Origin of the sequence: Aporhodopirellula sallentina SM41, assembly GCF_000346505.1 — a bacterium.
Classification (GTDB): Bacteria; Planctomycetota; Planctomycetia; order Pirellulales; family Pirellulaceae; genus Rhodopirellula; species Rhodopirellula sallentina.
The window spans coordinates 26,286-41,593 of record NZ_ANOH01000074.1 but is presented as its reverse complement, the minus strand read 5'-3'; the positions used below and the strand labels follow the sequence as shown (position 1 = coordinate 41,593).

The following is a 15,308-nucleotide window of genomic DNA, read 5'->3' as shown; positions in this document are numbered from 1 at the left end:
AAACGACCGACCCCTACGCGACCCCGAGTTTGCTTTCTGATTTCGATCGTTACCTGATCGGTGAAGGCCGGCACCACGGCCTCTATGAACGACTCGGTGCCCAACTACGCACTGTCAATGGCGTCGAAGGAGTCAACTTCGCCGTGTGGGCGCCCAATGCTCGTGCGGTGCAGGTCGTCGGTGACTTCAACGGTTGGGACGGACGGCAACACGGTGCTCGCCAATTGCCTAACCTCGGCATCTGGGAACTGTTCATCCCGAGCGCTAAATCGGGACAACGATACAAGTTCCGGATCCTCAGCGAGCACGGTCAGTGGATGGACAAGTGCGATCCGCTCGCGTTCGCATCCGAACTGCCACCGTTGACCGCGAACATCATTTCGGACATCAACTCGTACGCATGGAACGACGAAAGTTGGCTGCAGGAACGTGCCGAGTTCGATCCGATGCACGCGCCGATGAACGTCTACGAAGTCCATCTCGGCAGTTGGCAAAAAGGACCCGGTCGCACGCACGGATGGTTGGACTACCGTGACCTCGCCCGTCGTTTGTCCGACTACTGCCACCGGATGAATTTCACTCACGTCGAGTTGATGCCGATCAGCGAACACCCCTTCACCGGCTCATGGGGATACCAAAGCGTCGGATACTTTGCACCGACCAGCCGGCATGGTAATCCGGAAGACTTCATGTTCTTCGTCGATCACTTGCACCAAAACGGCATCGGCGTTTTGATCGATTGGGTGCCCGCGCACTTCCCGAAAGACGATCACGGCCTGCGTCGATTCGACGGTTCGGCGTTGTACGAACATGCCGACCCGCGTCAGGGCGAGCATCCCGATTGGGGAACGATGATCTTCAACTTTGGCCGCAACGAAGTGAAGAACTTCCTGATTGCGAACGCTCTGTTCTGGCTCGATAAATATCACATCGATGGCCTCCGCGTCGACGCGGTCGCATCGATGCTGTACCTCGATTACAGCCGCGAAGATGGCGAGTGGATTCCGAACCGATATGGCGGTCGCGAGAATCTCGAGTCGATCGACTTCCTTCGGGAATTCAACGACGCCGTGCATGAGAACTACCCCGGCGTGGTCACCGCCGCCGAGGAGTCAACGGCATGGCCGGGTGTTTCGAAACCGACCAGCGAAGGCGGCCTTGGATTCACGTACAAGTGGAACATGGGTTGGATGAACGACACGTTGCGTTATATGCGGAACGAGCCGATTCACCGGCAATACCACCAAAACGAACTCACGTTCAGCCTGATCTACGCGTTCACCGAAAACTTCATGCTGCCGCTCTCGCATGACGAAGTGGTCCACGGCAAGGGATCGCTGATCAGCCAAATGCCCGGCGACATGTGGCAGAAGTTTGCGAACCTTCGGTTGCTCTACACTTACATGTGGACGCACCCGGGTAAGAAGTTGCTGTTCATGGGAGGTGAATTGGCTCAGTGGAACGAGTGGAATGAGGACGACGGCCCGCAGTGGATGTTGCTCGACTTCGACACCCATCGTGGCGTACAACAACTCGTCTCCGATTTGAACAAGTTGGTCGTCGACAACGCCGCACTGCACCACTATGACTTTGGCCCCGAAGGTTTTGAGTGGATCGATTGCCAAAACGCCCAAGACAGCACGCTGGTTTATCTCCGTAAGGGAATGCCTGGCACGGCACCGATGTTGATCTGCAGCAACTTCACACCGGTCGTTCGTGAAAACTATCCGATCGGTGTGCCGGAAGCAGGCTTCTGGAAAGAAGTCTTCAACAGCGATAGTGAGGCCTACGGCGGCAGCAACGTTGGCAACTATCCCGGTGCTCATTCGCGAGGAATCGGACACCACGGTCGTCCGGACAGCATCGCGGTCACGCTGCCACCACTGGGAACGACGATCCTGCGTTTGGAGCAGTAGTTTTGCCGCGGGGGCAGCAAGACGCTGTCCACCCGCATCACCTTCGGACCGCCCGCCTTCATCGCCCTCCCGTGGAGGCGGCGTGTCCGACTGGCCGGAAGGTGGTATAACTCGACGTTGTGAATGGACGGCCGAGTAATTCGGTTCAACCATTCACCGTCCGGCGTATCACACGGACCGCGACGATTGTGACGCAAGTCTCACGCGAGTTTGCTGACTCACCGGCGCTATCCTCCGCTCTTTGAGAATTTCGTTCATGCTCGATAACGCCGAATACGTCGAACAGGCTTACCTCTTCGACCTTCTGCGTGAACGCATCGCCGAGCAGACGCCGATGCAAGAACTGCTCGGCCAACTCCGCCATGAACTGCTCGCCACGACGCGGTTACCGATGGCGATCGATTTCATGCTCACCGAACTGCGGCACTCGGGGTTGATGGGTGACGCGATGATGCGTCTGTCACATTACTTCGCTCCCGTCCAAACGTTCCTGATCCGTGAATCGGAACGAGAAACCGGACGCTTCACGATCCACGTCGCTCTCCAGGTGTTGCAGGCCGACGCAAAGTTGCGAGCCGACTACACCGCTTCGCTCGAATCGATCGATGCGAGCGGCAATCTCGGCGAATCGTTCGCTACCGCCTCCCGTGGCGGCAAACCGATGACGCCCGACACGATGATCCAGAGAGCCCGAAGTGGCTTTTTCTTTTTCCAGTTCGAAGCGATCTCACGCAATCGGCTCGGTTATGACGCGGGGCTTACCGCGATGAGCAACGACCCGGTCTATGACGCCGCGTGGGCAAAATGGTTGCTCGAACTCAGAGCGAACGTGGGACTCGTCGATATGGCGGACATCCTCTTCCTCGCCAGTGAAGAATACGAGCGGCGGTTGATCGAAGAGAAAGTCGAACTCGACGACAAAGGACCCTTCCTGTTCGGCGAAAAAGAAGGCCGCATCGCGCTAGCGAACCGCCGCAAAGACCCGGTGTACTTGTTTGGCGCCATGCAGCGGCACCTCGGCTACCCACCGGTGCCCCGTCCGGTCAAACAAGAAACCGATCGCGACACCATTCCCGCGATGCTGCGCCGAATCGAACGCCTCGAATCTCGCATCAAGTTGATGGAACAGGAACAACGCCAAGAGTTCGATCTCAGCAAATTCTACGAGAAACCCAAAGACGCGTAGCAGCCCGAGAACGTCACGTATCGCGGCCAAAAATTGATCACCCAAAACCTGAGTGAACTCCGTAGCGATAGTCGCCACGACTTTCGGCGCTCCGCACGGCCCTGCCGAAGCTCTCAGCGGCCTGTCGATTTACCAGCCCGCAGCGCAAGCAAGGGATCACACCCAACCCCTCGCTCGCCGGGCTGCCGATTTAATCAAGAATCAACCTGTTTTCGTTTAACCGGTAGCCGTAGGCGACGTGCAGTAGCAAGTAGGTCGCCTTTGGCTGCCCGTTAAACGAATGCATCAAACCCTCGCTCGCGCGTCGGGCTAGTAACCATCGCTACCCTCAGGGTCTCCCATTGAATCAACAGGCTGCCAAGACTTTCAGTGCTTCGCGGGGGCCTGCCGAAACTCTTGGCGAGTTTCGCGACCCTGGGCAGATGCCGATTTGGCGGGGACATTTCCCATAGTTGGATGCGATAGAATTCAGACGTCCCGGAACTCAGCGACATCATTACTGAAATCTCAGGTATTCGGATAACGACTCAACCGAACCTCTGCATTCCTGCCGCGAGCAACGCCATCGACACGATGCCGATCCATGTTCGAATGTGGTTCCACCGCTGCCAACGAATCTGATAGTCGGCCCAAACCGTATCGGTATCGGATAACTCCGCCGCGGCGAGTCGATTGTTCAGCGGGACGTTCTTCAGCATCGTGATGCCGAAGGGCCCGATCAGATAGCAGGCCGCCCCCAACAACGTTGTAAGACTGCCCGGCGAATCCAAACTTTGTATCGCGACAAACGCGAGCACCAAGCAGCACACTGGCGTGCCGAGAAACAGCAGCACGAACAAAGGATTGATGATCCGCAGATTGATCCGCTGCATTGCCAGCATGCCCTGTGGACCCGGGATGTCCGCCAACGCACGCATGACAAAATTTGAAAAACGCGAACAGCAATCCCGTTACCAATCCGGCGCCAACGGTCGTGGCAACTGCGACGAAAAACATGTGGATGTGATGTTAATAGAGGCTCTGTCGATCGGAAAACGAACGCAGACATCATCGACCACACCACCTGCTGATACAACCACGTGTATCAGGCCAGCAGTTCTCGAACTACGCGGCTTTCTTCGACGCCGGTCAGTTTCTGGTCGAGCCCTTGGAACGGGTACGTGAACCTTTGGTGGTCGATCCCGAGTTGATCGAGGATCGTCGCGTTGAGGTCGCGAATGTGAACCGGGTCTTTCACGATGTTGTAGCTGAACTCATCCGTTTCGCCGTGAACGATTCCTTGTTTCATTCCCGCTCCCGCCATCCAGACCGTGAAGCACTTCGGATGGTGATCACGTCCGTAATCCGTTTTCGTCAATTTGCCTTGGCAATAGATCGTTCGGCCGAATTCGCCACCCCAGACAACGAGTGTGTCGTCTAGCAAGCCACGCTGCTTCAAATCGGTCAGCAAGCCTGCCGAGGGTTGATCGGTATCACGACACTGATTCGGTAAATCCTTCGGCAACGCGCCGTGTTGGTCCCATCCACGATGGAAAATCTGCGTGAACCGAACGCCGCGTTCGGCCATCCGGCGTGCCATCAAGCAACAGTTCGCGTAGGTCCCCGGTTTCAGCACATCGGGACCGTACAGATCCAAAACATGTTGCGGCTCGTCGCTTAGGTCCGTCAATTCCGGCACACTCGTTTGCATCCGGAACGCCATTTCGTACTGAGCGATTCGTGCATCGGTTTCCGGATCACCAATCCGGCGGAGCGTCTCCTCATTCAAATCCGCCAACGTATCGAGCATCCGTCGACGGACTCGCGAATCGATGCCCGATGGGTTCGAGAGATACAACACTGGGTCGCCACTGCTGCGAAGGGCAACGCCTTGATAACGGCTCGGCAGGAAACCGCTGCCCCACAACCGGTTATATAGTGCCTGTGCCTGTTTTCGTCCGGTCCACGAGGCCGTCATGACGACGAACGCGGGCAGGTCCGCGTTTTCGGTCCCCAGGCCATAACTCAACCACGCACCGAGCGACGCTTTGCCGGGCAACTGATTCCCTGTGCAAATGTAGGTGATCGCCGGATCATGGTTGATCGCTTCGGTGTACATCGATTTGACCAACGCGATCTCGTCGACTTTGCCGGCCATGTGCGGGATCAACTCACTCGCCATCGTGCCGTTCTTTCCGTGTGGAGCGAACTGGTAGATGCTCGGCGCGATCGGGAACCGAGCCTGGCCGCTGGTCATCGTGGTGAGTCGTTGGCCCTGGCGAATCGATTCGGGCAGATCTTTATCGAACCATTCCGCCATCGCCGGTTTGTGATCCCACATGTCCATTTGGCTGGGTGCGCCGGACATGAACAAGTAGATGGCCCGTTTCGCTGCTGGCGGATGATGTGGCAAATCGGGACGCCCACCGAACGCGGCGCTGCCCGCCACGGGCGGTTGCTCATTGGACGTAACCGATGCCACGTCTGCACCCATCGCCCGGTTTCCCTCGAGCGAAGCCAACGCGGCTGCCCCGAGTCCCGCGGCGGAACGCGAGAACAGCGAGCGACGTGTTAAGTGCGATAACCGCGACTGCGCGTCCGAGGCCGCCAATATTTCTGCGATGCGTTGATCAGATAAATGACTCATTTCGAAACCACCTCGTCAGTATTCAAGAGTGTGTTGGCAACCACGGACCACGCTGCCAAACGAGCGTCCGACTCGCCCGTCAACGCGGAGGCTTGATCAGGATCGTTGCTGTAATAGTTCGTCAAATCTTCGAGCAATGTGGTCAACGCGTTGAGTTCGTTCTGCATCGGTGATCGCAAGACGACTCGCTCGAACAACTCACGCATTTTGGCGTCTGGATCGCCGCCGTCCGATTCGATCGTTTCTCGCCCGAGCTTCATCGATGCTTCGAGAGTCTGCGGTTCGTTCAGCAACAGCAATGCCTGCAGCGGCGTGTTTGTTCGCTCACGTCGAGCCGTACAGGATTCGCGGCTCGGCGCGTCAAACGTCGCCATCACCGCTGGAGCACTCGTGCGTTTCCAAAACGTATAAACGCTGCGGCGATAAACTTTGTCGCCTTCATCGGCCACAAAGGTCGCGGTGTTCGAGTCCGTGTAACCCACCGCGGCCCACAGCCCCGCAGGTTGAGGAGGCTTCACGCTCGGCCCGCCGAGTTTCTGCACTAACAACCCCGAAACAGACAGGATCTGGTCACGCAGCACCTCTGCGTCGAGTCGGAATCGCGGCCCGCGTGCGAGAAACCGGTTGTTCGGATCCGCAGCCAGCATCTCCCGCGTCGTCTTCGCGTCGCGTTGATAAGCGTCGGTCATGACGAGACGTTTCATCAGGGATTTGACATCCCATCCGCTTTCGCGAAAGTCGATCGCCAACTCGTCGAGCAATTCCGGGTGCGATGGAGGCGTTCCCTGGCTGCCAAAATCTTCGCTCGTTTTCACCAACCCGGTGCCAAAGATTTGTTGCCAGAAACGGTTCACCGCAACCCGAGCGGTCAACGGGTTGTCGTCCGCGGTCAACCACTTTGCCAAATCCAATCGATCGGGAGTTTCGTCGGTCCCGATCTCCGGCAGAAACGACGGCACACCACGTTCGACTTCATCGCCCGGCGAGTCGTATTGGCCCCGCAACAAGATGTGTGCTTTGCGCGGCTGCGCGGTCTCTTTCCAAACCAACGTGGTTGGGATTTTGTTCTGCGTCTCTTTCCGCAGTTTCTCAAGTCCGTTCTTCATGTCCTGCATCGCCATCCATTGCGGCGAGTCACAGTAGACGTTGCGGAAGAACCGACGAACGGATTGAGCGTCTTTCAGATCCACATCCTTCGCGCCGGGATCAATCGAGGCAATCCGCTTCCGCACCTGCTCGGATAGTTCCACCCTTCGTGACGCGAACGCGTAGGTCAAACCCGCGTTGCCTTGGTGGTGAACGTGTTTGATAAACAGATGGTTGTCACCTTTTCGTAGTTTCAGCTCGTGTGAGTTTGACAGAGGTGCGAGTTCCCGCTTGCCTCGATTCTCTCCGACTTTCTTTCCGTTGAGATAAACGACATAGCCGTCGTCGCTGCCGATCATCAGATCCACGGTGCTGTCCGCAGGCGAATGCACGCTTTGGTGGATCACCATCGCGGACACACCGTCCTCAGGTTGAGGAAGTTGATTGGTGACCACCGTCAGCATTTCGGATTGCTGCCATTTCAACTCGGGCTCTTCGTCAGGCAAGACGGCGTCTGCATCGAATGCATCTTTGCTCTCGCCAGCGACGTCGTTTTGGTAGGCGTACCAAGGTTTTTCAACTGGAATCGGCCCAACCACGTGAGCTTTGGCCAGTTTGATTTTCTGAGACGCGGGAATTGCTTCGGTCGACTCATACGCCGTGAAGCGAACATCCCTCAACGCATGAGCCACATGAACTGATTGATAGTGCAATTCGATTTTCAGGTTCGTTGGTTTGGCTTCGGTCGATTCGATCGCGGATGCTAGTTGGAACCAGGCCGACCGGTCGCCTTTGCTCTCGTGACCGCCGACCGCCCATCCGTTGATCGTGTCGAATTTGCCGTCGAAGGCACGTTCGACCGCGAACATGTCGCCCGCTTGTTGACGGCTGGCAACGCCGGAAACGATTTGGATCGGTGTCCATTCTTCTCCGTCGTGCGGTCGCGATTTCAGAACGATCTCCGTCAAAACCGCGTTCCCGTTCACCGCCGTCCCGACGCGTTCGTGTTCCTCGTCGGTCAACGCGGAAAGTTCGATCATCTGCCATCGTCCGGCGGGCAGTTCGGCTTCAATGGTGATCGTGTCTTTGGCGGCGACTTTCTCGCCCAGGTGCACGACCGACTCATCAATGACGGAGACTTCGGTATCCGATTCGGACTCCGCAGAGCGTACCGCGATGTTGGCATGCACGTCGCTCGGTGTGTGTGTTAATGATGCACGCCATTGTTTCTCGGCCTCGTCGACTTCTGGCAAAGTTCCTTCGAGTTGTTCGTCGACGATGGCGAGTTCCGCATCAATCTCTTTGAGCTTCTGTTTGTCCTCTTCGCTAGGAACGCGAACCACCGGTGCGTGATCCTTGACGTTCCCATCCATCGCTCTGCCGTCGAGCGAATTGAAGAACGCCGACAACGCGAAAAAGTCTTTCTGTGAGATCGGATCAAACTTGTGGTCATGGCAGACCGCGCATCCCGTCGTCAGCCCCAAGAACACTGTCCCGAACGCGTCAGTCCGGTCGATCACGTTTCGAGAAAAGACCTCGTCGTAAATCGAACCGCCCTCGTTAGTGGTCACGTTGAGGCGGTTGAAGCCGGACGCGATTTTTTGAGCAAGGGTCGCATCCGGCAGCAGGTCTCCGGCGAGTTGTTCGGTGATAAACTCGTCCATCGGTTTGTTCTGATTGAACGAGTCGATCACCCAATCGCGATATGGCCACATCTCGCGATAGTTGTCTAGGTGCAAACCATGGGTGTCCCCGTAGCGAACCAAGTCCAGCCAGTACCTCGCCATGTGTTCGCCGTACGCCGGTGTTGCGATCAATGCGTCGACGTAGTTTTCGTATGCGTCAGGCGATGAGTCATGAACGAACGCTTGCACCTGGTCCCATGTCGGTGGCAATCCGGTCAGATCCAACGCTACCCGCCGAGCCAACGTGGTCCGGTCCGCCGGTCCGTTCGGCGAGAGCGACCGCTCGTCCAAGCCTTTCTCGATCCAATAATCGATTCGATCACGTGATGCTTTCGCGGCCGCATCGTTCACTTCGTGTTTGACCGGCGGGATAAACGACCAGTGAGCTTGTACCTCGGCTCCGGATCGAATCCACGCTTCAAGCAACGCTTTGGATTCTTCGTCGAGCGGTTTGTGGTAGTGCGGCGGGGGCATAATCATGTCGGGATCGTCCGTGCGGATCCGTTCAACGAGCAGACTTTCCTCCCACGCGTCCAGATCGACTACCGAGGAAACCCCATCGGCCGTGTCGAGACGCACACCGGATTCACGCTTGTTTTCGTCAGGACCGTGACACGAGAAACAATGGTCCGACAACAGCGGACGAATGTCGTTTTGAAACGAAGGCGGCCCATCGTCAGCATGTACTTCGAGACCAAACCCCATCACGCTGAGTAAGAAGAGCATGCGAAGAGTCGCACGACATCGTGGTACCATGTTCGAGTCCATCGATTGCATAGGCAAGTGGTTTGCGACAGAAACGTCGCCAGGCGGGATTTCCATTGTACCTGACGATCGAAAATGTGGAAACGTAAACCGGTTGCCCCGCAAAGGGACAGGCACACCACCACGGCAGAAAAACACACGATTGGCTATAGACTACGCGCAACTGTAGCCTCTCACATCGGTTGCGTCGTGCAAGCGTTCGATCTCTTCACTCGTTCACAGTGAGTCGCAACGTTGTCACTTGCAAAATCAGTACAAGTACCGATCAATATTCGCACGGTGTATCGCGTCAGACGTGTCGGAAAAAAATGGAAATTTTTAAGGTGCCGGTGTGAGGGAATTGCCCACGTGCGGTCGCGGGGCGGTTCCTTGGGCCTCGGACCTAGGAAGTCCGGGGTGTTATCGTGGTGGGAAAGGTTAGGTTCGATCCCGTGTGGTCTCGGTCTTGGAAAGACCGAGCTACTTGGGTGAGCCGAATGGCCGTAAGGCCTCGGGTTGGAACGTCGATCGATTTTTGGGACCGAATATGCCCGATACCCGAGTGCTTACGCACTTCGGCTCACTTGTGACGTTGGCGAGTGGGGCATGCTTGTGGTCTCGGTCTTGGAAAGACCGAGCTACTTGGGTGAGCCGAATGGCCGTGAGGCCTCGGGTGGACACGTCGATCGATTGTTGGGACCGAACACGCCGATCACCCGAGTGCTTACGCACTTCGGCTCACCGGTCGAACTGTGGATCGGCGAATCAAATTTCTTCGTCGACGAAGATGATGTGGCGGAAGTAATGCTGCGATTCGAAACTGGCACCGAGGGCGCCGATTAACAAGCCGAGCGATGCGGCGAAGATGGCCATTTGCGGGCGGTCCGTCCACACCAACTCGCTCACGTTTGGGGTGGTCGACGATGCCCAGCCCGCGATTAAGGGGCCAGGGAATAGAAAGTAGGCGAGCAAAATTCCCACACTGAACAGCGCCGTCCACGTCGTGGCCATTCCTACAAAGACGATTCCCAGGGCCGATGCCGACGTCACCACCGATTGCTCTGTACGTCGTGTCCCGCGACGCACCAATAATTGTTGACGCAGCACCACGTAAAAGGTCGTCGCGAGCATCGTCATGATGAACAACGCGCCCAGTCGTGCAACACTCTGCGCGAGGGCCAAGTCCCACGCCTCCGCCGTCATGAACAAAATCGCTAGCGTTGAGAACGCTGCAATCGTCAAGCGACTCAATCGTTTGGGGAACTCCCACGGACGGGCAGCCCAGATGGCTTGGAAGATTTCCGTTCGGTTAATCCACGCCGCTTGGATCGTAAAGATCGGTTTGACGAGCAAACGACCCGCACCTTCTTCGAGTCGCTGGTCAGCGATCTCGATGAGAGCTCGGCGTTGGCGATCGATGCTGTCGGCATCCATGCCGGCCATCAAGTCGAGGGCTTGCGCGTTGTGTGGGTGATACAACAGGTCATTGGGGTGATCACTTTTGGAAAGGCCGCACAAGTGCCCGATACTGTGCAGCATCAATCGGCTTAACCGTCGCGCGATACGTTGAACACGCTCGTTCCGGTTCGCTTCCACGCCGAGCGCCAACGGGTCGATCAAGGACATCGACAACACCGCCGCATCGAGCGGACGACTGATCGCCGCGAAGCAAAATGGAGAATAGTTCCCGACCAATTCCGACGCGGTCAAAACAAACGCGAAATCCCAATGCCGCGAATCACGCTCCTCGACTGCTTGCTGCAACAACACGCTCGGTTCGATGCGCCCGTTGCCCGTTGTGCTCGTGCCAGTCATCTCGGGGCGTTTGATTTCGAAAAAGTTAAACCGGAACTCTTCGAATAGCTCCGTCAAGCGTTGGTCCGTTTGCTCGACCGCCATCCTCACCGCAAGCGCATCGACCATGTCCAGCGGTCCGGCCACAATAACACCGATCTCGATCAACGAGTGCGGCATCTCCCGCTGCGTTGGTTCGAGGTCAGGCGTTTCCTCGTTGACTGGCGATGCCACATTCATTTGCAAAGAGTTTTCCGGCGGACCTTCGATAACGTTCGTCCAATCCGGCGAATCGTGTCATCGGGCGAATAGTGTTTTTGGGCGGGAAATTCGTGCAGGTATCGTACCGAACTACTCAAATCGATAAAGAGCCGAGTCGGTGCGTACGATCAATGCGTTCTCGATCGCCGCGGGCGAAGCCATGATTTGCCCGTTGAGTTGATTGGTTTGAATGACTTCGGCATCTTCGCCGGTTGTCAATACAAACACCTCACCCTCATGGTTTCCGAAGTATAAATGCCCGCCGGCGAGCAGCGGGGAGGATGAAAATTTCCCGCCGAGGCGTTTCTTCCAAACCACATCACCGGTCTCTGGATCGAAACACGAGGCGACCCCGTTGTCATCGACGAGATAGATCAATCCGTCATGCAGCAAGGGGGACGATTTCGTAGGGACACCTTTGCCGGCGGTCCATTCGACGTGAGTCGACGACACGTCCCCGACTCCGTCGATGCGAACCGCCCAAAGTTCGCGACTGGCAAATCCGGTCGCAAAGAAGACGACGTCGCCGAGCAACACCGGACGCGGAACCACTGAGAAACCTTTGCCGTGGAAGACACGCCAAAACTCCTCACCCGTGGATGCGTTGTAAGACACCATCCACTGGGATCCCATGCACAGTAATTGTTGGCGACCGTTGGAATCGGTGGCGACCACGGGAGTGCAATAGGCCTTCTTCTGGTCGCCCGAAGGGGCTTCCATCGGCGGACGATCGGTTGTCCACAACGTTTCCCCGGTCGCGGCATCGAGCGCGGTCACGTATTGGCGGTCCATCCCGTCTTGAATCAAGAGCAACCGTCCGTCGTGAACAATCGGCGAGCTACCTGGTCCGACACCGTGTTCGAGCGGCAACGTGCGTTGCCAAACGACTGCACCGGAGTCACGCGTCACGCAGAACGTTCCATACGTTCCAAAGTGACAATAGACGTGATCGTCATTGAGAAACGGTGTGGGTGACGCATAGGAGTTCGTCGCATGGATCGCGTCAGGTGTGTCGACCGTCATTAAATCAATGGTCTGCAAAAGTCGACCGCTTTCGAAGTCGACTTTCAATAGTTTCAGCTCGATCGCTTTTGCGATGGCTAGCGTTTTGAACTTTTTGGCGTCGTTCTTGGTGTTTTTCAGAAGAGCTTCGCGTTCTTCTTCGGTCGGTATTCTTTCGATCGCAGTCGTCAACCAAACCACGCCGTTGGCGATCACCGGGGACGACCACGCTTTGCCAGGCAGATCTGTTTTCCAAGTTAAGTTTTGATCTTCACCGAATTCAACGGGCGGCGATTGCTCTATCGCGATCCCGTCCCCACGCGGACCACGAAATTGAGGCCAGGACTCGGACGCAAAAGTGAGCGAAAAGGAAAGCATGGCGGACGCAGCGATTGCGACCAAAACAAAACATTTGCTCATGGCGGGCCGTTTGGAACACACGGAAGGAGGCGGGGCGAACCGGAATGAATTCGAGCCCACAGAATAACCGATCGGAAAGCGGTCGGTGGGGTCCCGGTGTTTGTGATAGCCCGGGGGACGTGGTGCCACGTAGGGTCCGCCGTTCCAAGGCGGGCACGTTTGGCCGCGAGGTACGGCAGTAACGGCGGAAGATGTGGTGTGGTCTCGGTCTTGGAAAGACCGAGCTACGTGGGTGAACCGAATGGCCGTAAGGCCTCGGGTTGGAGCGTTGATCGATCGCCGGTGGCCGAACATCGCCCAACACCCGAGTGCTTACGCACTTCGGCTCACTTGTGACGTTCGGGTGTGGGTCATGCTCTGCATGACGGCATGGTGGGGAACGTTATGCTCGATCGCTTGTGGCCTCGGTCTTGGAAAGACCGAGCTACGTGAGCCGAATGGCCGTAAGGCCTCGGGTTGGAGCGTTGATCGATCGTCGGGGGCGAACATGCCCAACACCCGAGTGCTTACGCACTTCGGCTCACTTGTGTCGTTCGGGTGTCGGTCATGCTTTGCATGACGGCTTGGTTGGAAAGGTTATGCTCGATCGCTTGTGGCCTCGGTCTTGGAAAGACCGAGCTACGTGGGGCTTCGCCTTTTATTTTCACGTTCTTGGTGGCTATTCTGATTGATCCAGGAAACGTTGGATCATTAACAGACACGCGTCGATCTGTTCGTCGGTTCCGACGCTGATCCGTAGGCCGTCGCCCCATTCGGGGAACTCCATGTAGCGGATCAGGATTTGGCTCGCTTTCAAATATTCGTAGATCGCTTTGTGCTGGCCGGTTGGGTGCGTGCACCAGACGAAGTTTGCGTGCGAGGGGACGACATCAAATCCCATCTTGGCCAGTTCGCCCGCCATCCGTTGCCGGGTTTGATTCATCGCGGCTACTTTCTCTGCCAACCAATCTTGGCTGTGCATGGCGGCGGTCGCCGCGGCAATCGAGATCGTGTCACAATTGTAGCTGTCTTTAATCTTCGCCAACTCCGCAACCACCTGAGGCTGGGCGACCAAGAAACCGAAACGCATTCCCGCCAGCCCGTAGGACTTGCTCAGCGTTCGAGTCACCAGGACGTTTTCGTTCTCGGCGACCAAGTCCAAACAGTTTTCATCGGCGAAGTCCACGTAGGCTTCGTCGACCACGAGAGGACAATCGAGCGAGTCGGCAACTTGCTTGATCTGTTGGCTCGGAACGATCGTGCCGCTGGGGCTGTTCGGGTTGGGCAGCAACACTAAACGCAGGTCGTCGCGCGATTGGCCGAACGCCGCTGGCAACTGCCAACCTTCTTCAAACGGAACCTGCTCCCATGACGCGCCTTGGATGTCCGCGAGCGTGCGGTAAAGGATGTAGCTCGGGTAAGGCAAACGCAACGATTGACCTTCGCCGACGAATCCGCGAACGAGGATTGTCAGAATCTCGTCGCTGCCGTTGCCCGCGAGTACCCATTCGGGGCCGGGCAGGCCGAGTGCCTCGGCCGCGGCACGTCGAAAGCTGGTTGCCATCGGGTCGGGGTACCGGTTCAGCGGTCCGGACGCCGCGGCGGTGATTGCCGAAACAACCTCCGGTGGCGGCGGGTACGGGTTCTCGTTCGTGTTGAGTTTGATGAACTTGCCCGGCGGTGGTTGCTCACCGGGGGCATACGGTTTCATCGCAGCAAGCGCGGGACGGTATTGCAAGGTAGTGATGTGCGGAAAGAGGTAGGAACCAACAGCGGGTAGCCAGAGTCGCCCGGCTTCGGGAATCTGAATTCAGGAGAATCCAGCTACGGAGGATTCGCGTCGAAACGTTCGAACGCCTAGACCTCGTACCGTTCACCGACGCCGAGCACAACGGGTTTTGTCGCTGTATGCTCCCGCACCTTACGAGCCCATGAGTTCGGATTTTGTTCGATCGGTGGCCACGTTCCGTAATGAGTTGGCATCGCGATGCGAGGTTCGATCGTGCGGATCGCTTCGACGGAATCTTCGATGCCCATCGTGAAAAGGTCGCCGATCGGCAACACCGCGACGTCGACGCCGTGGGCGTAATAACGCATGTCGCTGAAGTAAGCCGTGTCGCACGCGAAGTAGACGCTTTGTTTGCCCGCCGACAAGACAAACCCGACTGGGTTTCCGGCGTAGCTGCCGTCGGGGAAGCTGCTCGAGTGCAACGCCGGCACCATTTTCAAACGGCCGAAGGGCAGTTCCAATTGGCCGCCGGTGTTCATGCCGATCGGTTCCGGTAGTCCGTCCTGGCCGAACCCTTTCGCGCCGAACCACTGAGCGATTTCAAAGTTCGAAATGATCGGGCATTGGTTTCGCCGGGCGATCGATTCGACGTCCGAAATGTGATCGGAGTGGCCGTGCGAGACCAGCACGTGAGAGATCGCATCGAGCGAGTCGGCCGTCGCTTCCGCAGCGGGATTGTCGCTCAGAAACGGGTCAAGAAGGATACGATGGGAGTCGACTTCGATTAGCCAGGTAGCGTGGGACAGCCACGTCAATGCGATACTCAAGGGATCTCTCCGGAAATCTCCACGGAAACGGATAGGTCGAGGCTCGGTCGCCT

9 protein-coding genes are annotated in these 15,308 nt (G+C 57.1%); 2 read left to right on the top strand and 7 right to left on the bottom strand.

The window, feature by feature from the left end:
* A partial coding sequence (gene glgB / locus RSSM_RS04045) for a 1,4-alpha-glucan branching protein GlgB (RefSeq protein ID WP_044301005.1) occupies nucleotides 1-1,916 on the top strand: 1,916 nt, incomplete at its 5' end.
* 256 nt (nucleotides 1,917-2,172) lie between these two features.
* Nucleotides 2,173-3,102, top strand: a complete 930-nt coding sequence (locus RSSM_RS04040) for a hypothetical protein (RefSeq protein ID WP_008674815.1) — start codon at nucleotides 2,173-2,175, stop codon at nucleotides 3,100-3,102.
* A 527-nt stretch (nucleotides 3,103-3,629) separates the two neighbouring features.
* Here RSSM_RS04040 and RSSM_RS04030 read toward each other — a convergent pair.
* The 7 genes from RSSM_RS04030 to RSSM_RS04000 form a co-directional block, all read right to left on the bottom strand.
* Nucleotides 3,630-4,019 carry an anthrone oxygenase family protein gene (locus RSSM_RS04030; RefSeq protein WP_008674814.1) on the bottom strand — a complete coding sequence of 130 codons (390 nt, stop codon included), beginning with the start codon at nucleotides 4,017-4,019 and terminating at the stop codon, nucleotides 3,630-3,632.
* A gap of 167 nt (nucleotides 4,020-4,186) precedes the next feature.
* Nucleotides 4,187-5,728, bottom strand: a complete 1,542-nt coding sequence (locus RSSM_RS04025) for a DUF1501 domain-containing protein (RefSeq protein ID WP_008674813.1) — start codon at nucleotides 5,726-5,728, stop codon at nucleotides 4,187-4,189.
* The gene (locus RSSM_RS04020) at nucleotides 5,725-9,255 is read right to left on the bottom strand and encodes a DUF1553 domain-containing protein (RefSeq protein ID WP_236620922.1); all 3,531 of its coding nucleotides are present in this window, start codon (nucleotides 9,253-9,255) and stop codon (nucleotides 5,725-5,727) included. Before RSSM_RS04020 ends, RSSM_RS04025 begins: the two co-directional genes overlap by 4 nt.
* 753 nt (nucleotides 9,256-10,008) lie before the next feature.
* Entirely contained in the window at nucleotides 10,009-11,277 is a 1,269-nt protein-coding gene (locus RSSM_RS04015) for a hypothetical protein (protein ID WP_008674811.1), read from the bottom strand.
* A gap of 111 nt (nucleotides 11,278-11,388) precedes the next feature.
* The gene (locus RSSM_RS04010) at nucleotides 11,389-12,720 is read right to left on the bottom strand and encodes a PQQ-binding-like beta-propeller repeat protein (protein ID WP_008674810.1); all 1,332 of its coding nucleotides are present in this window, start codon (nucleotides 12,718-12,720) and stop codon (nucleotides 11,389-11,391) included.
* Between the two features lie 658 nt (nucleotides 12,721-13,378).
* Nucleotides 13,379-14,437, bottom strand: coding sequence for a histidinol-phosphate transaminase (gene hisC, locus RSSM_RS04005; RefSeq protein WP_081613685.1), 1,059 nt, complete (start codon nucleotides 14,435-14,437; stop codon nucleotides 13,379-13,381).
* Between the two features lie 119 nt (nucleotides 14,438-14,556).
* The gene (locus RSSM_RS04000; protein WP_008674807.1) at nucleotides 14,557-15,255 is read right to left on the bottom strand and encodes a metal-dependent hydrolase; all 699 of its coding nucleotides are present in this window, start codon (nucleotides 15,253-15,255) and stop codon (nucleotides 14,557-14,559) included.
* Nucleotides 15,256-15,308: the final 53 nt, after the last annotated feature.